Origin of the sequence: Nocardioides sp. Arc9.136 (genome assembly GCF_030506255.1) — a bacterium.
Taxonomy (GTDB): domain Bacteria; phylum Actinomycetota; class Actinomycetes; order Propionibacteriales; family Nocardioidaceae; genus Nocardioides.
Genome location: NZ_CP113431.1, coordinates 3,766,486 through 3,789,102, shown reverse-complemented (window position 1 = coordinate 3,789,102; position 22,617 = coordinate 3,766,486). Strand labels below are relative to the sequence as shown.

Sequence of the window (22,617 nt, the reverse complement as noted above, 5' to 3'; positions counted from 1 at the left end):
CATGCCGACGAACGTGGAGAGGCTCCTGCCGGGCGAGGACGCCGAGGCGCTGCTGGACCTGGCCGGGTCGATCGCCCGGGAGAAGCTGGCGCCCCAGGTCGCGGAGATGGAGGAGCGGGCGGAGTTCCCCGCCGAGGCGTACGCCGTGCTCGGCCGCGCGGGACTGCTCAGCCTGCCCTTCCCCGAGTCCTACGGCGGGGGCGAGCAGCCCTACGAGGTCTACCTGCAGGTGATCGAGGAGATCGCCGCCGCCTGGCCCAGCGTGGGCGTCGGCGCGAGCGTGCACTCGCTCACCGCGACCGTGGTGGCGGCCAACGCAACCGAGCAGCAGCGGGCCGAGTGGCTGCCGCGGATGCTCTCCGGCGACTGGCTCGGCGCCTACTGCCTCTCCGAGCCGCAGGCCGGCTCCGACGTGAGCGGCATCGCCACCAAGGCGGTCCGCGAGGGCTCCGCCGAGGACGGCGAGTACGTCGTCACCGGCACCAAGCAGTGGATCAGCAACGGCTCGCACGCCGACTACTACATCCTCTTCGCCCGCACCGGCGAGGACCCCAAGCGCGGGCTGTCCGCCTTCATCCTCCCCGGCGACACCCCCGGCGTGACGTTCGGTGCGCCCGAGAAGAAGCTCGGCCTGCACTGCGACGTCACCACCCAGGTGATCCTCGACGGGGCCCGCATCCCCGCCGCCCACCGCGTGGGGGAGGAGGGCGCCGGCATGAGGGTCGCCCTCTCCGCGCTCGACGCCGGCCGGCTCGGCATCGCCGCCGTCGCCACCGGCATCGCCCAGGCGGCGCTCGACCACGCGGTCGCCTACGCGCGCGAGCGGCGGCAGTTCGGCCGGGCCATCGGGGAGTTCCAGGGACTGCAGTTCCTGCTCGCCGACATGGGAGCGGAGGTCGAGCGCGCCCGCGCGACGTACCTCCACGCCGCTCGGCTCAAGGACGCCGGCCGCCCGTTCTCCCGCCAGGCGAGCATCGCGAAGCTGACCGCCAGCGACGCGGCCATGCGGGTGACCACCGACGCCGTCCAGGTCCTCGGGGGCAACGGCTACACCCGCGACTACCCGGTCGAGCGGCTGTTCCGCGACGCCAAGATCACCCAGATCTTCGAGGGCACCAACCAGATCCAGCGGATGGTCATCGGTCGCGACCTGCTGCGCTGAGGCCGCCGCGGGCGACCCTCAGGCCCGCCGCCGGCCGGGCGCGAACGCCGCGGCCACCAGGGCGACGGCGACGGCCCCGGCACCGGTGAGCAGCGCCGGTCCGACCGCCCCGTCGTAGCCGGTCGGGGTGATCGCGCCGCCGTGGGCGAGGAAGACCGCGGTGAGCAGCGCGATGCCGAGCGCCACCCCGAACTCCCGGATCGTGGAGTTCGCCGAGCTGGCGACGGCGAAGTCGTCGTCGGGGAGCCCGTCGAGCACGGCGGTGGCGCTCGGGGCGAAGGTGAGCCCCATGCCGATGCCGGCCATGGCCAGTGGCACGACGAACGAGGAGTACGCAGCCCCGTCCTCGGTCAGCCACGCGAACCACAGCAGGGCGCCGGCCTGGAGCGCCAGCCCGGTCATCAGCAGCGGGCGCAGCCCGGTGCGGGAGGCCAGGGCGCCGGCCAGCGGGGCGACCACCATCGGGGCGGCCGTCCACGGCAGCGTGCGGAGGCCCGCCTCGAACGGGCTGTGGCCCTGGACGACCTGGAGGTACTGGGAGAGCAGGAAGACCGCTCCGAAGATGCCGAGGGTGAAGGTCAGGCCGATGACGTTGGCCACCGAGAAGCCGCGCGAGGCGAAGAGCCGCAGGGGCAGCACGGCGTCGGCGCGGCGGCGGGCCCACGCGACGTACGCCGGGACCAGCACCGCGGCGCCGACCAGCGAGCCGAGCACGCCGGCGCTCGACCACCCGTCGTCGTTGCCGTGCACGATGCCCCAGATGCCGAGGAACACCGCGCCGCCGAGCAGCAGGGTGCCGACCGGGTCCAGGCGGTTCCAGGTGCCGCGGGACTCCGGGACGGCGAGGAGCAGCAGCGGCAGGGCGACGACGGCGACCGGCACGTTGAGCCAGAAGATCGCCTGCCAGCTCACCCCCTCCACCACCGCGCCCCCGACGACCGGCCCGAGCGCCACGCCGAGACCCGAGACGCCGCCCCAGATGCCGATGGCGGCGGCCCGGCGGGCGGGCGGCACCGACGAGGCCAGCAGCGTCAGCGACAGCGGCATGATCGCCGCGGCGCCGAGCCCCTGGACGGCCCGCGCCGCGATGAGCGCCTCGGAGGTGGTGGACAGCGCGGCGGCGATGGAGGCGGCCGTGAAGAGCACCAGCCCGCCCACCATCGTGCGGCGGCGGCCCCACCGGTCCCCGAGGGTCGCGGCGGTCAGCATGAAGGTCGCGAAGCTGAGCGTGTAGGCGTTCAGGAACCACGACAGCTGCCCGACGCTGGCGCCCAGGTCGGCCTGGACGACCGGGAGGGCGGTGGTCATCACCAGGTTGTCGAGGGTCGCCATGAACATCGGGAGCGAGGCGGCGAGCACGGCCAGCGCGACCGGTCGGCGCCGCGGGGGCCGCCCCATGGCGAGCCGGTCAGCGGCCGGCAGGAGGATGGTGGACATGGCGGCTCCTCAGTAGGCATCGGATGATTACAACGTAGGTAATCGACTGATAATCTGTCAACCATGGTGGTCCGGATGAGTGCCGACGCCCGACGCGCGCTGCTGCTGGAGGCGGGTGCGCGGGCCTTCGCCCGCGCCGGGTTCCACGGCACGACCACGGACGCGATCGCCAAGGAGGCCGGCGTCTCGCAGCCGTACGTCGTACGCATGTTCGGCACGAAGCTCGAGCTGTTCCTCGAGGTCTTCGAGGCGGCCGGCGAGCGGGTCCGGGCGGCGTTCGCCGCCGTCCTCGACGAGGGTCCGTTCGACCCGAATCGGGATGCGGACTGGGAGCGGCTCGGAGCCGCGTACGCCGACCTGATGGGGGTCGACGACACCCTCCAGGTGCTGATGCACGGCTTCTCCGCGGGCTCCGTCGAGGAGATCGGCGCCGTCGGTCGGCGTTGCATGGACCGGATCTACGCGACGATCCTGGCGACCGGCTGCACCGACGAGCAGGCCCGCGACTTCGTGGCGCACGGCATGCTCCTCAACGTCATGATGTCGCTGCGGGCCGGCGACCACCTCGAGGACGGCGGGGCGCTGCGCGCGCTGACCGTCTGCACGTTCGGCGACGCCCTGGCGCTGGTCTCGGGGGACGCGGGCGTCCCCGACGGCGGCGCTGCGGGGCCGTCGCTGTCGCGGGGCCGCTGATCTCCTCAGGGAGAACCGGCACCTCTCAGGGGTTGCAACGGCCGAGGAGTGCCGGAAACCCCGGGGGGCCGGGGATTCCGGCAGGCCCGGACCGGCCAACCCACATCCCGCCGGACGAAACGTGTGGGCGCCGTCACCTTTCGGTGACCGCCTCGTTCAGGAACTAGTACCTGTTCTAGTTCCTGTGGAGGACCCGTGCCCAGCCTTCGACGTCACCAACCCGGATCGGTCGCCCTCGGCGTCCTCGCCGGAGCGCTCACCCTCGCCCTCGCCGCGTGCGGCTCGCAGCTCGACCCGAACCAGGTGGTCGGGGCGGGCGGCCTCGCCGCGGGTGCCGAGGGCGGCGTGGTCGCCGGTGGCGACGTCCCGGGCGCCGCGACGGGCGACGCGGGCACCGGGGCCGACCTCGGCGGCAGCACCGGCTCGACGGGCGGCTCGACCGGGAGCACGGCCGGCGGGTCGGGGGCGACCGGGTCCACGGGAGGCGGTGGCGGCGACGCCGCCCAGCCGGGCGGCGAGAACGCCGCGGACGGCGGCACCCAGGCCGGCTCGTGCGACGGCTTCAAGAACCAGACCGGCATCGACGACAAGACGATCACCATCGGCAACGCCTCGGACATCTCCGGTCCGGTGCCGGGCATCTTCGAGTCCAGCCAGGACGCGGTCAAGGCGTACGTCGCGTACTTCAACGCCTCCACCGACATCTGCGGCCGCAAGCTCGCGCTGAAGTCCTACGACAGCCGCACCGACGCGGCCGCCGACCAGCAGGCCTACTCCGACGGCTGCGAGAACGTCTTCGCGATGATCGGCTCGATGTCGGCCTTCGACTCCGGCGGCGCGTCCGCGGCCCAGGGCTGCGGGCTCCCCGACATCCGCTCGGCGGCCGTGACCGGCGACCGCGCCGGCTGCAGCACCTGCTTCGGGGCGCAGTCGACGGTGGCCAACCAGTTCCAGAACGCCGTCCCGGACTACGTGAAGAAGAACTTCCCCGACGCCGCCGCGAACGCCGCCATGCTCTACATCAACGCCGGTGCCGCCTCGGAGAACGGCAAGATCCAGGCGGCCGCCATGTCCGAGCGGGGCATGAAGTTCTCGATGGTCCAGGGCATCGACATCGCGGAGTTCAACTACGCGCCCTACGTCCAGCAGATGAAGGACAAGGGCGTGAAGTACGTCCAGATGATCGCCCAGCCGGCGCAGTTCGTCCGGCTCGCCGACGCCATGCAGCAGCAGGGCTTCGAGCCCGACGTGTTCATGATCGACCCCTCCGCCTACAACCGGGAGTACATCGAGAGCGGCGGCTCCGCGGTCGACGGCACGACGGTGTTCCTCAACTTCGTCCCGTTCGAGGAGGCCAGCAGCAACAAGGAGATGCAGACCTACGTCAGCTGGCTCAACCAGGTGAAGCCCGGTGCGGAGCCGACGTTCTTCGGGGTCTTCTCCTGGTCCGCCGCCAGGCTCTTCGTCGAGCGGGCGGTCGCCCTCGGCGGCAAGCTGAGCCGCGAGGCCCTCGTCAGGGACCTGGCGGGCGTCAAGGACTGGACCGCCAACGGCATGCACGCCCCGCAGCAGACCGGCCCCCGGCAGACCGGCGAGTGCTGGCGCTTCATCGAGCTCGACGGCTCGAAGTGGGCCCCCGTCGGCGGGACGAAGTACACCTGCGCCGGCCTCACCACCCTCTGAGGACGCCGTGCCCGGGAGCCGGTCCACACCGGTCCCCAGAATCTGTGACCCCCATCACCCAGCCGCTCCTCCCTCGTTGACCGGTACGCGACCCACTCCTCCGGAGGAACCATGTCGACCCAGCTGACCCACCGGACGTGGACGAAGGTCTCGCCCGGCGAGCACCTCTGCGGCTCGCTGACCGACACCGGCCTCGGAGGCTGACCATGAGCTCACTGATCTCCTTCACGATCCTCGGCCTGTTCACCGGTGCGGCGTACGCGATCGCGGCGTCCGGGCTGGTGCTGACCTACACCACGACCCGCGTCTTCAACCTCGCGCACGGCGCGTTCGGCATGGTGCTGGCGTTCGTCTTCTGGGACTTCTCCCAGCGGCAGGGGCTCAACCTGTTCCTGTCGCTGTTCCTCGTGCTCGGCGTGATCGCGCCGGCGATCGGCTGGGGCATCCAGCGCTTCGTCACCCGCGGCCTCGGCGAGGGGCCCGTGTCGGTCGCGCTCGTCGTCACGGTGGGCCTCTTCGTCGGCCTGATCGGACTGGCCCAGCAGGTCTGGCCGCCCGAGCCCCGGACGGTCCCGCCGTTCATGGCCTCCTCGGGCGTCCAGCTAGGCGAGACCTACGTGACCGCGCACCAGATCATCACGATCGTCATCTCGATCGGCGTCGCGCTGGCCCTCTACGTGCTGCTCAACCGGACCCGCATCGGCACCGCGATGCGCGCGTCGGTCGACAACCCCGAGCTGCTCAGGCTCTTCGGCGGCAAGCCCGACACCGTCGCGGCCCTGTCCTGGGCGATCGGCACCAGCCTCGCCGCGCTCGGCGGCATCCTGCTCTCGAGCGTGATCGGCCTGTCCTACTACGACCTGACGCTGCTGGTGATCAACGCCTACGCCGCGGCGATGCTCGGTCGGCTGAAGTCGCTGCCGCTGACCTTCGTCGGCGCGATGGGCCTGGGCATCCTGCAGTCGTTCGCGGTCGCCTACCTGCCCAGCGACGGCTTCCTCGCCGGGACGCGGGCAGTCGTGCCGGCGCTGTTCCTCTTCGTCGTGATCGTCGCGATGCCGCAGGCGCAGCTGCGCATCGGCCAGGTCAAGGGCATCGTGTCCGCGCCGCTGCCCTCGCTCACCGCCTCGTTCGGCTGGGGCGGGGGCCTGGTCGTGCTGGTGGCGCTGCTCGTGGGCGGCGGGATGTCGACGGCCAACCTGCTGCTGGTCGGCACGGCCGCGACGTACGCCATGGTCATGCTCAGCCTGGTCCTGCTCACGGGGTACGGCGGGCACGTCTCGCTGGCGCAGCTCACCTTCGCCGGCGTCGGTGCCCTCGCCTACGCCAAGCTCGAGCAGCCCAACCTCGCGGGGCTGTTCCTGGCTGCCGCGATCGCCGCGGGCGTGGGCGCGCTGGTGGCCCTGCCCGTGCTCCGGCTGACCGGGCTCTACCTCGCGCTCTCCACGCTGGCCTTCGGCGTGCTGATGGACAAGATGATCTTCCAGGCGGAGTTCGCCTTCGGCTTCAACGGCACCCTCGAGGCGGGCCGGCTCTCCATCCTGGGCACGGCGATCGAGTCCACCGGCGGCTACGTCGTGGTGATGACGCTCTTCCTCGTCCTGATGGGGATCGCCCTGCTGCTCCTGCGCCGTGGGCCGCTGGGGCGGGTGCTGATCGCGATGCGCGACAGCCCGGCCGCGTGCGGGACGCTCGGCCTGGACATGCGGTGGTTCCGCGTCGGCCTGTTCGGCCTCTCCGCCGGAATGGCCGGGCTGGCCGGTGCGCTCTTCGCGGGGTTGCGGGGCACCATCGGCGCGGCCGACTTCCAGTTCTTCAACAGCCTCCCGCTGCTGCTGCTGGCCGTCGTCTTCGGCGTCACCTCGGTGACCGGCGCGACGCTCGGCGGGATCGGCCTGATGCTGCTGCCGGTCATGCAGTCCAACAACCCCGGCATCGCCGGGCTGATCTTCGCGATCCTCGGCTTCGGGGCCGTGGCCCTCGGCCGCGACCCCAACGGCCTGGCCAACCTGCTCTTCCGCCTCGGTCGCCGGCTGCAGGGCCAGCTCGGTCCCCAGCTCCGCGACCGGCTGCCCGCCCTGCCCGGGCGGCGCGACGCCGAGGCGGAGGACGTCGAGCTCGTCGACCTCCTGCCCGAGACGCCCGACTCCACCGGGAAGGTGCCCGCCCATGCCTGAGCCGCGCAACCACCACGACGCCCCGCTCCTCGAGGTCGACCACGTGGTCGTCCAGTTCGGCGGCGTCACCGCCGTCAACGAGGCGGCGTTCGTGACCGACGCCGGGCAGGTGACCGGGCTGATCGGTCCCAACGGCGCCGGCAAGACCACGTGCTTCAACGTCATCTCCGGGCTGCAGAGGCCGACCCGCGGGAAGGTGCGCTTCCAGGGCCGCAACGTCACCGGGGCGCCGGTGCACCGACGGTCCAAGCGGGGGATGGGTCGCACCTTCCAGCGGCTCGAGGCGTTCGGGTCGCTGTCGGTGCGCGACAACGTGCGGGTGGCCTACGACATCCACCGCGGCCTGGCCGGCCTGGTCCGACCGGGCGCCAAGGACATCGACGCCCTGCTCGAGCGGGTCGGCATCTCGGCGTACGCCGACGAGCGGGCCGACTCCATCCCCACCGGCACCGCCCGGCTGCTCGAGCTGGCCCGGTGCCTGGCCGGCGACCCGAAGCTGCTGCTGCTCGACGAGCCGTCCTCGGGGCTGGACGAGTCCGAGACCGACGACTTCGGCGACCTGCTGCGCGACCTGGCCGCGGAGGGTCGCGGGATCCTCATGGTCGAGCACGACATGGACCTGGTGATGGGTGTCTGCGACACCATCCACGTGCTCGACTTCGGCTCGGTGATCGCCTCCGGCACGCCCGCCGAGGTCCGTCGCGACCCCGCGGTCCAGCGGGCCTACCTGGGCTACTCCGACGACGCCGCCGACGACGGACCGGGTGACGCGCAGGCCGTCCCGGCCGTCGAGCAGACCCGCACCGACCTCGTCCCGGTCGGCGCGGCCACCGACGCCACCACCGTCCTGCCCGCCGTCACCGCGCCGACCACTGCCCCGACCACTGCCCCGACCACTGAAGGTGTCCGATGAGCATCCCCATCCTCGAGGTCGTCGGCCTCCACGCGGCCTACGGCCGGATCGAGGTGCTGCGCGGCGTCGACCTCGCCGTTCCCAAGGGGGCGGTGATGGCACTGCTCGGGCCGAACGGCGCGGGGAAGTCGACGCTGGTCAAGGTCATCTCCGGGCAGAAGAAGCCGACGTCGGGCGACGTCCACCTCGGCGGCGTCAACGTCAGGGGCGCCGGCTCGGAGGAGCTGGCCCGGCTGGGCCTGTGCACGGTGCCCGAGGGGCGCTCGGTCTTCCCGAACCTCACCGTCGAGGAGAACCTCCGCCTGATGTCGTACGCCGGCGTGCCGGCCGGCGCGGTGCTCGACACGGCGTACTCCTACTTCCCGCGGCTGGCCGAGCGGCGCCACCAGCTCGCCGGGACGATGTCCGGCGGGGAGCAGCAGATGCTGGCCATGTCGCGGGCGCTCGCGAGCGACCCGGCGCTGCTGCTGCTCGACGAGCTGTCGATGGGGCTCGCGCCGCTGATCGTCGACGAGCTCTACGACACCGTCGCGCAGATCGCCGCCTCCGGCGTCTCCATCCTGTGCATCGAGCAGTTCGCCCGCACCGCCCTGCGGGTCTCCGACTACGCCGCCGTCATGTCCGGCGGCCGCATTGTGGCCTCCGGCGAACCCGCCGAGGTCCTCGACACCATGTCCGACGTCATCCTCGGAGGTGCCGCGTGAAGCGGACCGTCATGCCCCTGCTCGCCGCCGGTCTCACCGCCGCCGTGCTCCCGCTCGGCACCCCCACGGCCAGCGCCGGCGCGCCGGCGGAGGGGGAGGCCCTCGACTACGGCTACAGCGCCGAGGGCTCGGCGACGCCGCTGAAGCTCGAGATCTTCGAGCCGGTCATCCCGGTCCCGGCGACCCCCCAGCTCGAGCTGAACCTCGGCTACAGCCGCGTGCTGGCCGACTCCAGCGGCGGCAAGGGCCGAGCCAGCTACCTGTGGCCCGGCGACTCGATCGGCGAGGGCGCGAAGACCGTCATCGAGAACCTCGGCCTGCCCCCGGAGATCTCCGGGCCGCTCGCGGCCCAGGGCTACCCCGTCCAGGTGAACTCCGACCACCCGGCCGGCCCTGCGAGCGCGGTCCAGGAGCCGTTCCCCGGTGCGGTCTCGCGCACGACCGCGAAGCAGGGCGACGTCAGCGCCGCCTCCGGCTTCGCCAGCGACTGCGACGTCTTCGAGGCCGAGGACGGCGGCAGCGGCGCCGGCGAGGGCCCGCTCCCGGGCCTGCCCGGCCTGCCCGGCCTGCCGACCGGCGGCCTCGGCGGCCTCGGCGGCCTGCTGGGTGGGCTCACTGGAGGCCTGACCGGGGGACTGACCGGAGGGTCGAGCGGTGCGGGCGGAGCGGCCAGGTCCTCCGGCGACTCCGGCCTGCTGAGCGACTTCGGCGCCGCGATCACCGGTCGGTCGGCCGCCCCGCGGGCCGAGGGCGACGAGCCGGCCGAGTCCGCGGAGGCCGCCGAGGCCCCGGAGGAGCCGGCCACCTGCCAGATCCCCTCACCGCTCAGCGCGCTCGTCGACATCGGCGGGATGGTCTCGGCCAGCCGGTCGAAGGTCGAGCGGGGCTCGGTCACCACCACCACCCGCTCGGCGCTCGGCGAGGTGCGGCTGCTGGGCGGCATCGTCACGCTGTCCGGCTTCACCGCGAAGGCGGAGACCAGCACCGACGGCGCGGAGGAGAAGGCGTCCGGCAAGGCGCGGTACGGGACGATCTCGATCGCCGGGCAGGAGTTCTCCGTCGGCCCCGAGGGCTACGAGGCGGTCGGTCAGGCCGGGACCATCCCGGGCCTCTCGGACAACCCGGCCAAGGCCCTTGAGCAGCTCGGCATCTCCTTCTCCCTGCCCGAGCCGGAGCTCACGACGAAGGGCAAGGAGGCGAGCGCGTCGGTCGAGGCGCTGCGCATCCAGGTCGACCTGGGGATCCTCAAGCCGGTGCTCTCCCAGATCCCGCTCGGCGACCTGCTCGCCCCGATCCCGTTCCCCGAGGAGGCGGCGATCCTCAAGAGCCTCCTCGGTGCCCTCACCCAGCTCTCGCCGCGGATCGTGCTGCACCTCGGCGTGGCCGAGAGCGCTACGGCCCGGGCCCCGAAGCTCGACGTCCCCGACGCGGAGCCGCCTGCCACCGACGACGGAGCCGAGGACAGTGCCGAGGACAGCAGCGGCGGCGGCTCCGGCGGCGCCGGGGGCACGGCCGGGGGCAGCACCGGCACCGGCTCGACGGCCCCCTCGACCCCGAGCGACGTCGGCACGGCGTCCGGCGGCGACTCCGCGCCGGCCGACGGCGACCTCGTCGACGCCGCGCCCGTGGGCTCCGGCCTGCCCCCGCTGAACTCGGTCCCCGGCGCCCTGCTCTTCGGTGGCATCGCGCTGGCGGCCGCCGCCGGCAGCTACCTGCGCAAGATCGGCGCCCTCGCCCTCGGAGCAGGCGGCGCCTGTCCGCACGGGCTCGACAGCGGCCTGCCCGACCTCCGCAAGGCCTGACCGGGCTGCCATCCCCGCACCACCCGACCCGACCGACCCCGTTCGACCCCGCCCGCCCCGCCTGACCTGAGAGGCACGCAGATGACCACCGTGCAGAACACCGGCTCGATCCCCGCCTCGGGCGCCCGCATGGGCGCCGGCACCGGGGCGCTTCCCCGCGCCGGCCGGGGCGGCACCGCCACGGGCGCCGCCCCGATGAAGAACAACAACTACCAGCTGCTCCAGGTGGTGCTCTTCTGGGCCGGCGCGATCCTGCTGCCGCTCGGCCTGGTGGTCATCGTGCTCGGGTGGTACGGCGCGGCGAACACGCCCTACCAGTACGACCAGCTGTCCTACCTCGTCTCCGGTGGCCTGCTCGGCCTGGGCCTGACGTTCGTCGGCGGGTTCCTCTACTTCGGGGCGTGGCTGGCGCGGATCGCCGACGACGGTCGCGAGTCCTCCAAGCGGCTCGCCGACACCCTGCTCGTGCTGGCCGACGTGACCTCGCGCTCGGCCGCCGTCAACGACCACGGCGTCGACACCTCCGCGCTGCCCGTGACGGCCGGCGAGGGGACCACCATCCACCGGCGTGACTGCGCGCTTGTCGCCCACCGCACCGACCTTCACCCGATCGGCGAGGCCGAGGCGCAGGGCCGCGTCGCCCAGCTCACCACCTGCCGGGTCTGCAAGCCCTGACGGCCTCGCCCGGGGGAGGCCCCGGGCGGGCCCGGCCCGGGCTCAGAGGTCGCCGGGGAGCGGCAGGACGGCCTCCTCCGGCTTCTCGACCAGGACGTGGTCGATGTAGTCGCGCGCGGTCTCGAACAGGTCGACCTCGTGGCCGGCCCGCTCGGAGAGGTACCACCGGTGCACCAGCACCTCGTGGAAGAACTCGGCCGGCTCAAGCTTGCCGCGGTGGGCCGGCGGGATCATCGCGACCAGCGGCTCCCAGACCCGGGTCAGCCACCGGTTGGCCACCAGGCTCCGGTCCTCGCGGCCCAGGTCGTGGTGGGCGGTGAACGAGGCGATGTCGTTGAGCAGCCGCCTGGCCTGGGCGTCCTCGACGTTCAGGCCGGTCAGCGCCTGGAGCTCGCGGCAGTGGTGGCCCAGCTCGACCACCTTGGGCTGGATCCGCACCTGGTCGCCGTCGAAGTCGGTGATGATGTCGAGCTCGTCGACGTCGAAGCCGAGGTCGTTGAGCCGCTCGATGCGCTGCTCGATGCGCCACATCTCAGCGCCCGAGAACTCCTCTACGTCGGTCAGCTCGGTCCACAGTGCGTCGTACCGCTCGCGGATGGAGTGCGCGATGTCGGCGGCCTCCGCGGACGCCTCGAGCGAGCCGCTGGCCTGCAGGTCGAGCAGCTCGGCGAAGACGTTCTCGGTGGCGATGGTCAGGTCGTACTCCCGCATCCGGTCCGAGAGCGTGGACCGCAGCTCGCCGGTCTCGGCGTCGACGAGGTACGCCGCGAAGCCGCCGGCGTTGCGCCGGAACAGCACGTTGGAGAGCGACACGTCGCCCCAGTAGAAGTCGGCCAGGTGCAGCCGCACGAGCAGCACCACCAGCGCGTCGACGAGCGACGGCACGTTGTCGGCGTTGGCCCCGTGGGCGAAGAGGCTGCGGTAGGGGAGCGAGAAGCGCAGGTGCTCGGTCAGCAGCGCGGCCGGCAGCTCCTCGCCGTCGGCGCCGACCCGGCCGGTGACCACGCCCTGGGGCACCACCGCGGGCAGGCCCAGCCGCTGGAGGTCGCGCAGCAGGCGGTACTCGCGGAAGGCGATCTCCGCGACCGTCTCCTTGACGGCGTACGTGCACGACCCCTGCCGCACGATCCGCACGACGTGGCGCGAGAGACCGCGGGGGAGGGGGACGACGTAGCGCTCGTCCCACTCCTCCAGCGGCAGCGACCACGGCAGCTCGAGGAGCGCCGGGTCGGGGCGGTGGGCGACGACGTGGAGGGCCACGACGACGAGCCTAGACCCGCCAGACCCAGAGCCCCGGCGCGTCGGCGGCCGGCACGGTGACGGTGCCGTCGACGGCGGTGAGCGGTGCCGCCTCGCCCTCGGTCGCGAGCACCGGCGTGCCGTCGCCGAAGCCCATCAGCCCCGCGTCGAGCCCGACCGCGGGGCCGGCGGCGCGGCGGGCGCAGACCAGGACCGACCCGGTCGGGTGCTCGCGCAGGAAGACGAACGCGTCGTCGTCGACGTGGGCCCACCGCAGGCCGCCGCGGCGCAGGGCGTCGTGGTCGCGGCGGGCGGCCGACAGAGCGGCGTACGTCGCGAGCGTGGCGTGGTCCCAGTCCTCGCGGCGGTGCCACGGCATCGGGCGGCGCGAGTCCTCGCCGAGCACGCCCTCCAGCCCGATCTCGTCGCCGGCGAAGAGCATCGGCACGCCGGGGAGGGTGAACTGCAGGCCGGCCGCCACGCGGTGGACGGCGGCGGAGCCGGCGACGGTGCGGATCCGAGCGCTGTCGTGGGAGCCGAGGATGTTCCACGACTGGCTCGCCGCGCGCCAGCCGAAGCGGGCCAGCCACTCCCGGAAGGACCGCAGCACCAGCGGGCCGGGGCGCCGCGGCACCGGCAGCGGGCGCCCGAACGCCCGGGCCGGCGAGGCGGGGTCCCGCACCCAGGACCAGACCGGCCAGGAGAAGCCCGAGTAGTTCATCGTGCCGTGCCAGCCGTCGCCGTCCACGTCGCCGGAGGCGTCGTGGTTGTGCTCGCCGATCACCAGCGGGTCCGGCCGCTCGGCCTCCGCGGTGCGGCGCACGGCGCGGGCCACGTCGTGGTTGACGTCGACCGCGCCGAGCCGCCCGGTCATGTTCGCGACGTCGATGCGCCAGCCGTCGACGTCGAACGGCGGGCGCAGCCAGCGCGCGACCACGGAGTCGGGGCCCTCCACCATCGCCGCACGCAGGTCGGGGTCGGCGAGGTTGAGCTTGGGCAGCGTGCCGTGGCCCATCCAGCACTCGTAGGAGCCGTCGTGGTTGAAGTAGTACCAGCCGCGGGTCGGCGACGCCGGGTCGCGCGAGGCGTCCCGGAACCACTCGTGGGTGTCGCCGGTGTGGTTGGTCGTCAGGTCACCGAGCAGCCGCCAGCCGCGCTCGTGCACGGCGGTGGACAGGCGCGCGTACGCCTCGTCGCCGCCGAGGAGCGGGTCCACGCCGTCGAAGGTGGAGGCGTTGTAGCGGTGGTTGCTCTCACCCGGGAAGACCGGGGTCGTGTAGAGCACCGAGACGCCGACCTGCTCGAGGTGGTCGAGGTGCTCGACGACCCCGTCCAGGTCCCCGCCGAAGAACTGGGTCGGCGTGCGCGGGTCGGAGCCCTCGAAGACCACCTCCTCGTCCCACTCCGCTGGGACGGCCCAGGCGGGCACCGGCCGCTCGTCGGCCGCCGCGGAGCGGGCGAAGCGGTCGGGGAAGATCTGGTAGACCACGCCGTCGCGACCCCAGTCCGGTGCGGAGGGGTAGGTCGAGACCCGGAAGTCGAAGGCGTCCGGCACGTCGTGGCGGTGCACCCCGGCCGCGGTCAGCCAGCGCTGGTCCTCCTCGGGCGTGCCGGCGCCGGTGCTCACCAGGAACCGGTAGTGCGCCACCGGGTTGTGGACCGGCAGCTCGCCCTCCCACCACACGGTGTGCTCGTCGCGCTCGACCGGCCCGCACGCGTGGTAGACCGGCTCCGCGTCGTACGTCGTGCGCAGCCAGACCTGGTCGACCGGGTCGCCGGCCCAGGTGCGCACCCGCACCTTGACCGTCCAGCCCAGCGTCGGCGCCTCGTGCTCGAGGTACAGCGGGGACCCGTCGTGGTGCGGTTCGTGCAGCAGGCTCACGCGCACCAGGGTCGCCCGCCGGGCCGGGCCGGACCAAGTCGCGCCCGAGGTGCTGGTCGAACTAGAACGTGTTCCAGTACGGTCCGCGCATGACCTCCGCTCCTGCCTCCTCCGCCGCTCCGACCTCGGGCGGGCCCCGCGTCGTCGTCGTCACCGGGGCCGCCTCCGGCATCGGCCGCGCCACCGCCGAGCTCTTCCGCGACCAGGGGGCGACTGTCTTCGGCCTCGACGTCCAGCCCGGCGCGCCCGACGGCGTGACGTACGTCGAGTGCAACGTCGCCTCCCGCGAGTCCGTCGAGGCGGCGATCGCGCAGTGCGCCAGCAACGGGCGGATCGACGTGCTGGCCAACGTGGCGGGGGTCGTGCAGTTCGGCCACTTCGACCAGATCACCGACGCGGAGTGGGACCGCGTCCACGCGATCGACCTCAAGGGTCCCTTCATGACCATCCAGTCCGCGCTGCCGCACCTGCGCGCCTGCGGCGGGAACATCGTGAACGTCAGCTCGGTCGCCGGCCGGATCCCGCAGCCCTACGCCGTGGCGTACGCCGCCGCGAAGGGCGGGCTGACCCAGCTGACCCGGTCGCTGGCGCTCGAGCTCTCCCCGGAGGGCATCCGGGTCAACGCCGTGTGCCCGGGCACGGTCGACACCCCGATCGTGTCGCACGTCGCCGGGATCATGCCCTCGGACATGGACCCTCGCGTCGCCGACCGCCTGATGATGATGCTGCCCGGCCCCGCGATCTCCCCGGCCGAGATCGGGGAGTCGATCGTCTACCTCGCCTCGCCCGCCGCTCGGATGATCACCGGCGCCGTCCTCGCCTTCGACGGCGGCATGGGCTGATCCCGGCTCGCGGCCGGGCGGCAACTAGCATGTGCCCGGCTGCCACGACCGCGCGTCGGGCGGCCGCGCCGGTGTAGCTCAGTTGGTAGAGCGCCTCTCTTGTAAAGAGGATGTCGCGGGTTCGACTCCTGTCACCGGCTCCCTGTGACGCCGCCTCGTGATGCCGAGCGCGCGCCGGGGCGCGCGCTCGGCATCACGAGGCGGTGGGTGGCGCTCTCACTCCAACGGGTGTGATCCATGCCCGATCGGGACGGACCGGCATGGGTCGTGGGAGCGCCGGGTATCGGCTCCTCAATCGATCCGGGGAGTGATTCCTTCATGGCAGCGAACACGTCTGCACCGAGCACCGCCGCGGCCGCCGAGAGCCGCGACACGATGGTCGCTCTGGCGATGCTGTGGCTCATCCCGGCGCTGGCCTTCCTGGCCGCGCTGATGATGGTCGGCTGACGCCAGGACCGCCCGCACCAGACTCAGGCCGGGTCAGCGGACCTGGCGGACCTCGAACGACGCCGGCGGCGACGCGATCGCGTCCTGCGCGGCGACCAGCTGGATCTCGCGGGTGCCCGCGGCGATCGTCGCCTCGAGCACCGCGAACACCGACGAGGTGGTCCGCGACAGCGCCTCGGCCGGCGAGCCGGTCGTGCGCAGGTGGGCGAGGTAGAGCGCCGCGGTGACGTCGCCGCACCCGTTGGGTGCGATCGGCAGCAGCGGCGTGGTGACCACCCAGGCGCCCGCGTCGGAGACCGCGACCACGTCCAGCGACCCCTCGGGCACGTCGCCGTGGAGGACGCTGGTCACCAGCACGTCCCGCGGCCCACGCTCGCGCACGGTGTCGACCGCCTCGAGCACCTCGTCGAGCGTGGTGGTGGTGCGGCCGGCGAGGAAGTCGAGCTCGAAGTGGTTCGGCGTCACGATGTCGGCCTGCGGCACCACCGTGTCGCGCATGTACTCCGGGATGCCGGGCCGCACGAACATCCCGCGACCCACGTCGCCCATCACCGGGTCGCAGCAGTAGACCGCGTCGGGGTTGGCCGCCTTGACCTTGGCGACGGTGTCGAGGACGACCGCGCCGACCGCCGGGTCGCCCTGGTAGCCCGAGAGCACCGCGTCGGCCTCGCCGAGCACCCCGCGGTCCTCGATGCCCGCGATCACGTCGGCCACGTCGGCGGGCGCGAGCAGCGGTCCGCGCCACGCGCCGTACCCGGTGTGGTTGGAGAAGTGGACGGTCAGCACCGGCCACACCTCGTGACCCAGCCGCTGGAGGGGGAAGACGGCGGCGGAGTTGCCCACGTGGCCGTAGGCGACCGAGGACTGGATCGAGAGGATCTTCACGGTGCTGATCCTCCCCGTCCGATCCGTGGTCCAGCAAACTAGAACAAGTTACAGTCGTGCCCTACTGTGGTCGGCGACACATTCCGAGAGTATGCGAACTCGGCCCGCACGCCGCACGAGCGACGAACCACCAGGGGACGACATGGCCAAGACAGCCCTGAAGAACGAAGCCGACTACGTCGTGGTGGGTTCCGGCAGTGCCGGCGCTGCCATCGCGGGGCGGCTCGCCGAGTCCGGCGCGAGCGTGATCGTGCTCGAGGCCGGCAAGAGCGACAACCAGTTCCTGACCAAGAAGCCCGGGATGATCGGCCCGATGCACGCGGAGCCGAAGATCAAGCGGCTCAACGACTGGGGCTACTACTCGGTCCCGCAGAAGCACATCCTCGACCGCAAGATGCCGGTGCCGCGGGGCAAGGTGCTCGGCGGGTCGAGCTCGGTCAACGGCATGGTCTACGTGCGCGGCAACCGTGCCAACTACGACTCCTGGGCGGCCGAGGGCTGCACCGGCTGGGACGCCGACTCGGTCAATGCGGCGTACAAGCGCATGGAGGACTACGAGGGCGGCGAGAACGCCTTCCGCGGTGCGGGCGGCCCGATCCGCGTGACGCGCAACAAGACCCCGCAGGAGGGCTCGCTGCAGTTCCTCCAGGCGACCGCCGACGCGGTGGGGTGCGACATCCTCGAGGACTACAACGGGGAGTCGCAGGAGGGCGTCAGCCGGATGCAGCAGAACGCCGCCGACGGCCTGCGCTACAGCGCCTCGCGCGGCTACATCCACCACCTCGCGCCGCCGACGCTCGACGTCCAGACCCAGGTCCTGGTCACCAAGGTCGTCGTCGAGGGCGGTCGCGCCACCGGCGTGCAGGTCCGCGACAAGGACGGCAGCCAGCGCACGGTCCGGGCGGGCAAGGAGGTCATCCTGGCCGCCGGGTTCGTGGGCTCCCCGCAGATCCTGATGCTGTCGGGCATCGGCCACGCCCAGCACCTCAAGGACCACGGGATCGACGTGGTCGCGGACCTGCCGGTCGGCGACAACCTGCACGACCACATGTTCCACGCGATGACCTTCCACGCGACCTCCTCGAAGATGCGCGGCAACGCCTTCTTCTTCGCCAAAGGCGTGGCCAAGGAGGTCGTGCGGCCCGGCTCGACGTTCCTCGCCAACTCGGTCTTCGAGGTCCTGGCCTTCCTCAAGACCTCCCAGGCCACCGACGTGCCGGACCTGCAGCTGCACCTGCTGCCGTGGTCCTACGTGACGCCCAACCAGGACGAGCCGATCCGCCACGAGGTCTCGCCGCTGCCCGCGCTCACGGTGCTCACCACCCTGATCTACCCGCGCAGCCGCGGCACGCTGCGACTGGCCTCGGCCGACCCGACGGCGGCGCCGCTCATCGACCCGCAGTACCTCGCCGAGTCCGCCGACCTCGACCTGCTCACCGAGGGCTCCGAGCTGGTCCGGGAGATCATGGGCGGCGCGGCGTTCGGCGGCGCCGTCAAGGACGAGATCCACCCCGGCCGCGGTGTGCGGGGCTCCGAGCTGCGCCAGGCGATCCTCAACCGGGCGACGTCGGTCTACCACGGCGTCGGCACCTGCCGGATGGGCGTGGACGAGCTGGCCGTCGTGACCCCGGACCTCAAGGTCCGCGGCGTCGAGGGGCTGCGGGTCGCCGACGCCTCGATCATGCCGTCGATCACCGGCGGCAACACCAACGCGCCGGCGATCATGATCGGCGAGCGCGGCGCGGACCTCGTCCTGGGAAGGGCCTGAGCCATGACCACCACCGCCGACCGGCCCACCACCGCTGCCGCCCCCGGCTCGCGGCTGCGCCGCCCCGCGACGCTGACCGACGCGTTCCTGGCGGACCTCGTCGCCCGGGTCCCCGGCTCGGGGGGAGCCACGTGGCCCCTCGCCGAGGTCTACACCGGCGAGACGCTCGTCGAGCTCCCGCAGTCCACGCCGGCCGACATCGAGGCGGCCTTCGCCGCCGCCCGCTCGGCCCAGCAGGAGTGGGCGTCCTGGCCGCTGCGCAAGCGGCTGAAGGTGTTCAAGAAGGCGCACTCGCTGCTCGTCGCGAACGCCCTCACCACCGCCGACCTGATCCAGGCCGAGAGCGGCAAGAACCGCCGGATGGCGGTCGAGGAGACCTGCGACCCGGTGATGGTGATCAGCCACTACCTCAAGCGCGCGCCGAGGCTGCTGGCCCCGGTCAAGCGCGGCGGCCCCGTCCCGCTGGTCTCCAGCTCCACCGAGATCCGCCAGCCCAAGGGCGTCGTCGGCATCATCGCGCCCTGGAACTTCCCCTTCGCCACCGGTCTCTCCGACGCCATCCCGGCGCTGATGGCCGGCAACGCGATCGTGCTGAAGCCGGACAACAAGACCGCGCTCTCCCCGCTGTACGGCATCTCGCTGCTCGAGCAGGCCGGCCTGCCGCGGGGCCTGTTCCAGGTCGTCTGCGGCGAGGGCCCCGACATCGGCCCGACGCTCATCGACAACGCCAACTACGTGATGTTCACCGGCTCCACGGCCACCGGCCGGGTCATCGGCGAGCGGGCCGGCCGCAACCTGATCGGCTGCTGCCTCGAGCTCGGCGGCAAGAACCCGATGATCGTCCTCGACGACGTCGACCCCGAGGAGTGGGTCGCCGGCGCGCTGTTCGGCGTCTTCGGCAACACCGGCCAGATCTGCATGCACATCGAGCGGATCTACCTGCCCGAGAGCCGGTACGAGGAGCTGAAGGCGCGCTTCGTCGCCGCGGCCGAGAGCCTGCGCATCGGCGCGGCGTACGACTTCGGGCCCGAGCTGGGCTCCCTGATCTCGGTCGACCACATGCGGCGGGTGCACAGCCACGTGCAGGACGCGGTCGCCAAGGGCGCCACGGTCGTGACCGGCGGCCACCCGCGTCCCGACATCGGCCCGGCGTTCTTCGAGCCGACCGTGCTCGAGGGCGTCACCGGGGACATGCTGACCGGCTGCACCGAGACCTTCGGCCCGGTCGTCGCCCTGCACCCCTACCGCAGCATCGACCAGGCCGTCGTGCTCGCCAACGACACCGACTACGGCCTCAACGCCTCGGTGTGGGGCGCCGACCTGGACCGCGCGGTCGGTGTCGCCCGCCGCATCCACGCCGGCAACGTCAACGTCAACGACTCCCTGGCCACGGCGTACGCCTCCAAGGGCACCCCCTCCGGCGGCGTCAAGCAGTCCGGCGTCGGTGCCCGGCACGGCGACAACGGGCTGCTGAAGTACACCGACGTCCAGAACCTCGCCGTGCTCAAGAAGCAGGTCATGGGCGCCCGTCCCGGCCAGGACTACGACGAGTACGTCAAGGGCATGCTCACCGGCCTGAGTATGATGCGCCGCACCCGGATCCGCTGAGCGGGTCGGGTGGATCGGGCCGCTGAGAATCCCAAGTTAACTTGGGATTCTCACGCTTCGCGGCCATTGCGACGGCCGCGAAGCGTCAACATCCCCAGTTAACTTGGGATGTTGAACGCTGCCCTAGGCCACCTGCAGCGACCGCTTCGACAGGCCCATCCAGAACCCGTCGATGACCTGGGTGCCGGGCTCGTCGGGGGTGGTCGCGGCGCCGAGGGTGACGAAGAGCGGGGTGTAGTGCTCCACGGTGGGGTGCGCGTACGGCATGCCGGGGGCCTGGTGGCGGTAGTCGGCGAGGGCGTCGACGTCGCCGCGGGCGAGCGCCTCGCCGGCCCACGCGTCGAACTCCGCCGACCAGCCGGGTGCGTCGGCGTCGATGCGCCACGACGTCAGGAACGGCAGCCCGTGGGTGAGGAAGCCGGAGCCGATGATCAGCACGCCCTCGTCGCGCAGCGGACGGAGGCGCTCGCCGAGCGCCATCAGCCGGACCGGGTCGTGGGTGGGCAGCGACATCTGCAGGACGGGGACGTCGGCCTCGGGGTACATGATCCGCAGCGGCACCCAGGCGCCGTGGTCCAGCCCGCGCGAGGTGTGCTGGTGGACCGGCTCGCCGGCCGGCATCATCGCCGCGACCCGCTGGGCGAGCGCGGTGGCGTCGGGCGTCTCGTAGGTCATCCGGTAGTACTTCGCGTCGAAGCCGCCGAAGTCGTAGACCAGCGGCGCACGGCTCGCGCTGAGCGAGACCGGCGCCGACTCCCAGTGCGCGCTGACGATGAGCACGGCGGTCGGGCGCGGGAGCTCGGCGGCCCAGGCGGCGAGCTGGCCCGACCAGGTCGGGTCGTCGAGCAGCGGGGGCGCGCCGTGGCCGAGGTAGAGCGCCGGCATCCGGCCTGTCGTCACGGGGTCCACTGCCATGTCCACTCCAATGGTTGAGAGTTCAACCTTATTCCACCGGCAGGCGCCAGTCCACCCCGTCCGCACCCTGGCGGGCGAGCAGGTCGTTGACCCGGCTGAACGGCCGGGAGCCGAAGAAGCCGCGGCGGGCCGAGAGGGGCGAGGGGTGCACGGACTCGACGTACGGCGTGGCGCCCAGCATCGGCTTGAGCCCCTGGGCGTCGCGACCCCACAGGACCGCCGCGAGCGGCCCGCCGCGCGCGACGAGCGCCTCGATCGCGCAGGCCGTGACCTCCTCCCAGCCGCGCCCGCGGTGGGAGGCCGACGCGCCGGGCCGGACCGTGAGCACCCGGTTGAGCAGCATGACGCCGGCGTCCGCCCAGGCGGTGAGGTCGCCGTGCTCGGGGGTGTCGATGCCCAGGTCGCTGCGCAGCTCGGTGTAGATGTTGGCCAGCGAGCGCGGCACCGGCCGCACGTGGGCGTCGACGGCGAAGCTCAGGCCGATCGGGTGGCCCGGCGTGGGGTAGGGGTCCTGGCCCACGACGAGCACCCGCACGTCGGCCATCGGGCGGGCGAACGCCCGGAAGACCCGCTCGCCGGCCGGCAGGTAGGTGTGGCCGGCCGCCAGCTCCGCGCGCAGGAACCGGCCCAGCTCCGCGATCCGGTCGTCGACCGGCGCCAGGGCGGCCGCCCAGTCCGGAGCGACGAGACCCTGGTCGACCAGTCCGGCGAGAGCGCTCACGCCGCGACGCTACCGAGCCTCAGGCGAAGATCATGCAGCTGGAGGTGGCGTGGGCGACCAGCTTGCCGCGGGCGTCGAAGAGCTGTGCCTCGGCGAGGGCCGTGCGCCGCCCGCGGTGGACGACGGTGCCGACCGCTCGCAGTCGCCCGGAGTCGACGGTGACGGGGCGGAGGAACTTCACGGTCAGGTCGAGGGAGGTGTAGCCCTCGCCCGCCGCGAGCGTGGAGTGGACCGAGCAGGCCGCGGCGGTGTCGAGCATCGTGGAGATGACCCCGCCGTGGACCGTCCCGAGCGGGTTGTAGTGCCGGTGCTCGGGGTCCAGCTCCACCGAGATCGAGCCGTGCTCGCCGTCGAAGCCGACCATGCCGAGCGTCTCGGCGATCGGTGCCGGCGGGACGAGGCCGTCGCGCATCGCCATCAGGAGCTCGAGGCCGGTCATCGACGCCAGGTCGAGCCCGTCGCCCTGGTGGGTGGCGGGCTGCGGGCTGGACTCCTGGGTCTCGGTCATGGACGCAGCCTGGCGGACCGGTGCTCGGTCTGTCAACGAGACCCAGCCTCGGCTAGGATGTGCTCGTGACCACACCGCCGTCGGCCCTCGACTGGTCGACCGAGAACTGCACGGTCGGCCGCTCGATGGCCGTGCTGGGGGAGCGGTGGACGTTCGTGGTGCTGCGCGAGGTGTTCAACGGCGTGCGTCGCTTCGACGACATCCGGCGGCACAGCGGCATCCCGCGACAGGTGCTCAGCAACCGGCTCGCGCTGCTGGTCGACCAGGACGTCCTGCGCAAGGTGCCCTACCGCCCCGAGGGCGAGCGGGAGCGGCACGAGTACCGCCTGACACCGAAGGGCTTCGACCTCTACCCGGTGCTGGTCGCGATCGCCGACTGGGGCGACCGCTACCTCGCCGACCCCGAGGGCCCACCGGTCGAGGTCGCCCACCGCGACTGCGGCGGCCGGCTGCACGCCGAGCTGGTCTGCGAGCACGGGCACCGCGTCGCGGACCTGCGCGACGCCGTGCCCCGGCCCGGCCCGGGCGCGAGGCGGACCGGCGTCGCCTGAGGCGC

At 72.8% G+C, this 22,617-nt stretch carries 20 protein-coding genes and 1 tRNA gene; 14 read left to right on the top strand and 7 right to left on the bottom strand.

All coding sequences use genetic code 11. The features are described 5' to 3' along the window. The first annotated feature begins 1 nt into the window (after window position 1). Window positions 2-1,162, top strand: a complete 1,161-nt coding sequence (locus OSR43_RS18315; RefSeq protein WP_302268200.1) for an acyl-CoA dehydrogenase family protein — start codon at window positions 2-4, stop codon at window positions 1,160-1,162. Between the two features lie 18 nt (window positions 1,163-1,180). Here the strand turns inward: OSR43_RS18315 and OSR43_RS18310 are convergent, their stop codons facing one another. Further along, window positions 1,181-2,599 (bottom strand): MFS transporter, encoded by a 1,419-nt coding sequence (locus OSR43_RS18310; protein ID WP_302268199.1) that lies wholly within the window; start codon window positions 2,597-2,599, stop codon window positions 1,181-1,183. 75 nt (window positions 2,600-2,674) lie between these two features. Here OSR43_RS18310 and OSR43_RS18305 point away from each other — a divergent pair, with 75 nt between their 5' ends. The 7 genes from OSR43_RS18305 to OSR43_RS18275 all read left to right on the top strand — a co-directional run bounded on the left by OSR43_RS18305 (window position 2,675) and on the right by OSR43_RS18275 (window position 11,246). Then, the gene (locus OSR43_RS18305; protein WP_302268198.1) at window positions 2,675-3,292 is read left to right on the top strand and encodes a TetR/AcrR family transcriptional regulator; all 618 of its coding nucleotides are present in this window, start codon (window positions 2,675-2,677) and stop codon (window positions 3,290-3,292) included. A gap of 195 nt (window positions 3,293-3,487) precedes the next feature. Then, entirely contained in the window at window positions 3,488-4,975 is a 1,488-nt protein-coding gene (locus OSR43_RS18300; protein WP_302268197.1) for an ABC transporter substrate-binding protein, read from the top strand. Between the two features lie 206 nt (window positions 4,976-5,181). Continuing rightward, window positions 5,182-7,152, top strand: a complete 1,971-nt coding sequence (locus tag OSR43_RS18295) for an ABC transporter permease (RefSeq protein ID WP_302268196.1) — start codon at window positions 5,182-5,184, stop codon at window positions 7,150-7,152. Further along, a complete protein-coding gene (locus tag OSR43_RS18290; protein ID WP_302268195.1) occupies window positions 7,145-8,065 on the top strand; it encodes an ABC transporter ATP-binding protein in 921 nt (306 codons plus the stop codon). Before OSR43_RS18295 ends, OSR43_RS18290 begins: the two co-directional genes overlap by 8 nt. Further along, a complete protein-coding gene (locus tag OSR43_RS18285; protein ID WP_302268194.1) occupies window positions 8,062-8,769 on the top strand; it encodes an ABC transporter ATP-binding protein in 708 nt (235 codons plus the stop codon). The genes OSR43_RS18290 and OSR43_RS18285 overlap by 4 nt, the downstream gene beginning before the upstream one ends. After that, entirely contained in the window at window positions 8,766-10,571 is a 1,806-nt protein-coding gene (locus tag OSR43_RS18280) for a choice-of-anchor P family protein (RefSeq protein ID WP_302268193.1), read from the top strand. The genes OSR43_RS18285 and OSR43_RS18280 overlap by 4 nt, the downstream gene beginning before the upstream one ends. An 81-nt stretch (window positions 10,572-10,652) precedes the next feature. Then, window positions 10,653-11,246 (top strand): hypothetical protein, encoded by a 594-nt coding sequence (locus OSR43_RS18275; protein ID WP_302268191.1) that lies wholly within the window; start codon window positions 10,653-10,655, stop codon window positions 11,244-11,246. 42 nt (window positions 11,247-11,288) lie between these two features. Here OSR43_RS18275 and OSR43_RS18270 read toward each other — a convergent pair whose 3' ends face one another. Both OSR43_RS18270 and OSR43_RS18265 read right to left on the bottom strand, forming a co-directional pair. Further along, window positions 11,289-12,506: a DUF4032 domain-containing protein gene (locus OSR43_RS18270; protein WP_302268190.1), complete on the bottom strand. Its 1,218-nt coding sequence runs from the start codon at window positions 12,504-12,506 to the stop codon at window positions 11,289-11,291. 10 nt (window positions 12,507-12,516) lie between these two features. Next, window positions 12,517-14,367 carry a glycoside hydrolase family 13 protein gene (locus OSR43_RS18265; protein WP_302268189.1) on the bottom strand — a complete coding sequence of 617 codons (1,851 nt, stop codon included), beginning with the start codon at window positions 14,365-14,367 and terminating at the stop codon, window positions 12,517-12,519. A gap of 89 nt (window positions 14,368-14,456) precedes the next feature. Between OSR43_RS18265 and OSR43_RS18260 the strand changes: the two genes are divergently transcribed. The 3 genes from OSR43_RS18260 (at window position 14,457) to OSR43_RS18250 (ending at window position 15,656) form a co-directional block, all read left to right on the top strand. Further along, the gene (locus OSR43_RS18260) at window positions 14,457-15,209 is read left to right on the top strand and encodes an SDR family NAD(P)-dependent oxidoreductase (RefSeq protein WP_302268188.1); all 753 of its coding nucleotides are present in this window, start codon (window positions 14,457-14,459) and stop codon (window positions 15,207-15,209) included. Between the two features lie 67 nt (window positions 15,210-15,276). Continuing rightward, window positions 15,277-15,349: transfer RNA gene (locus OSR43_RS18255), tRNA-Thr, on the top strand. Window positions 15,350-15,527: 178 nt separating this feature from the next. Continuing rightward, on the top strand, window positions 15,528-15,656 hold the full coding sequence (locus OSR43_RS18250; RefSeq protein WP_302268187.1) for a hypothetical protein: 129 nt from the start codon (window positions 15,528-15,530) through the stop codon (window positions 15,654-15,656). Window positions 15,657-15,689: 33 nt separating this feature from the next. Here OSR43_RS18250 and pdxY read toward each other — a convergent pair whose 3' ends face one another. Next, the gene (gene pdxY / locus OSR43_RS18245; RefSeq protein ID WP_302268186.1) at window positions 15,690-16,541 is read right to left on the bottom strand and encodes a pyridoxal kinase PdxY; all 852 of its coding nucleotides are present in this window, start codon (window positions 16,539-16,541) and stop codon (window positions 15,690-15,692) included. 142 nt (window positions 16,542-16,683) lie between these two features. On the opposite strand from pdxY, the gene OSR43_RS18240 reads away from it, so the two are divergent. Beyond that, complete coding sequence (locus OSR43_RS18240) at window positions 16,684-18,309, top strand: GMC family oxidoreductase (protein ID WP_302268185.1); 1,626 nt, start codon at window positions 16,684-16,686, stop codon at window positions 18,307-18,309. Window positions 18,310-18,312: 3 nt separating this feature from the next. Then, window positions 18,313-19,917 (top strand): succinic semialdehyde dehydrogenase, encoded by a 1,605-nt coding sequence (locus OSR43_RS18235; RefSeq protein WP_302268183.1) that lies wholly within the window; start codon window positions 18,313-18,315, stop codon window positions 19,915-19,917. Between the two features lie 123 nt (window positions 19,918-20,040). Here OSR43_RS18235 and OSR43_RS18230 read toward each other — a convergent pair whose 3' ends face one another. The 3 genes from OSR43_RS18230 to OSR43_RS18220 are packed head-to-tail and all read right to left on the bottom strand — an operon-like array spanning window position 20,041 to window position 22,061. Further along, window positions 20,041-20,832, bottom strand: a complete 792-nt coding sequence (locus tag OSR43_RS18230) for a dioxygenase (RefSeq protein WP_302268182.1) — start codon at window positions 20,830-20,832, stop codon at window positions 20,041-20,043. A 28-nt stretch (window positions 20,833-20,860) separates the two neighbouring features. Then, complete coding sequence (locus OSR43_RS18225) at window positions 20,861-21,553, bottom strand: uracil-DNA glycosylase (RefSeq protein WP_302268180.1); 693 nt, start codon at window positions 21,551-21,553, stop codon at window positions 20,861-20,863. A 19-nt stretch (window positions 21,554-21,572) separates the two neighbouring features. Beyond that, entirely contained in the window at window positions 21,573-22,061 is a 489-nt protein-coding gene (locus OSR43_RS18220) for a PaaI family thioesterase (protein ID WP_302268179.1), read from the bottom strand. Window positions 22,062-22,126: 65 nt separating this feature from the next. Between OSR43_RS18220 and OSR43_RS18215 the strand changes: the two genes are divergently transcribed. Continuing rightward, complete coding sequence (locus OSR43_RS18215; RefSeq protein WP_302268178.1) at window positions 22,127-22,612, top strand: helix-turn-helix domain-containing protein; 486 nt, start codon at window positions 22,127-22,129, stop codon at window positions 22,610-22,612. The last annotated feature ends 5 nt before the right edge of the window (window positions 22,613-22,617 follow it).

What these genes read in the sequence shown, in the direction of transcription:
- OSR43_RS18285 (WP_302268194.1), top strand. Translation starts at nt 8,062, where the DNA reads ATGAGCATCCCCATCCTCGAGGTCGTCGGCCTCCACGCGGCCTACGGC.
- OSR43_RS18310 (WP_302268199.1), bottom strand. Translation starts at nt 2,599, where the DNA reads ATGTCCACCATCCTCCTGCCGGCCGCTGACCGGCTCGCCATGGGGCGG.
- OSR43_RS18260 (WP_302268188.1), top strand. Translation starts at nt 14,457, where the DNA reads ATGACCTCCGCTCCTGCCTCCTCCGCCGCTCCGACCTCGGGCGGGCCC.
- OSR43_RS18235 (WP_302268183.1), top strand. Translation starts at nt 18,313, where the DNA reads ATGACCACCACCGCCGACCGGCCCACCACCGCTGCCGCCCCCGGCTCG.
- OSR43_RS18290 (WP_302268195.1), top strand. Translation starts at nt 7,145, where the DNA reads ATGCCTGAGCCGCGCAACCACCACGACGCCCCGCTCCTCGAGGTCGAC.
- OSR43_RS18250 (WP_302268187.1), top strand. Translation starts at nt 15,528, where the DNA reads ATGGCAGCGAACACGTCTGCACCGAGCACCGCCGCGGCCGCCGAGAGC.
- OSR43_RS18230 (WP_302268182.1), bottom strand. Translation starts at nt 20,832, where the DNA reads ATGGCAGTGGACCCCGTGACGACAGGCCGGATGCCGGCGCTCTACCTC.
- OSR43_RS18275 (WP_302268191.1), top strand. Translation starts at nt 10,653, where the DNA reads ATGACCACCGTGCAGAACACCGGCTCGATCCCCGCCTCGGGCGCCCGC.
- OSR43_RS18315 (WP_302268200.1), top strand. Translation starts at nt 2, where the DNA reads ATGCCGACGAACGTGGAGAGGCTCCTGCCGGGCGAGGACGCCGAGGCG.
- OSR43_RS18240 (WP_302268185.1), top strand. Translation starts at nt 16,684, where the DNA reads ATGGCCAAGACAGCCCTGAAGAACGAAGCCGACTACGTCGTGGTGGGT.
- OSR43_RS18305 (WP_302268198.1), top strand. Translation starts at nt 2,675, where the DNA reads ATGAGTGCCGACGCCCGACGCGCGCTGCTGCTGGAGGCGGGTGCGCGG.
- OSR43_RS18220 (WP_302268179.1), bottom strand. Translation starts at nt 22,061, where the DNA reads ATGACCGAGACCCAGGAGTCCAGCCCGCAGCCCGCCACCCACCAGGGC.
- OSR43_RS18295 (WP_302268196.1), top strand. Translation starts at nt 5,182, where the DNA reads ATGAGCTCACTGATCTCCTTCACGATCCTCGGCCTGTTCACCGGTGCG.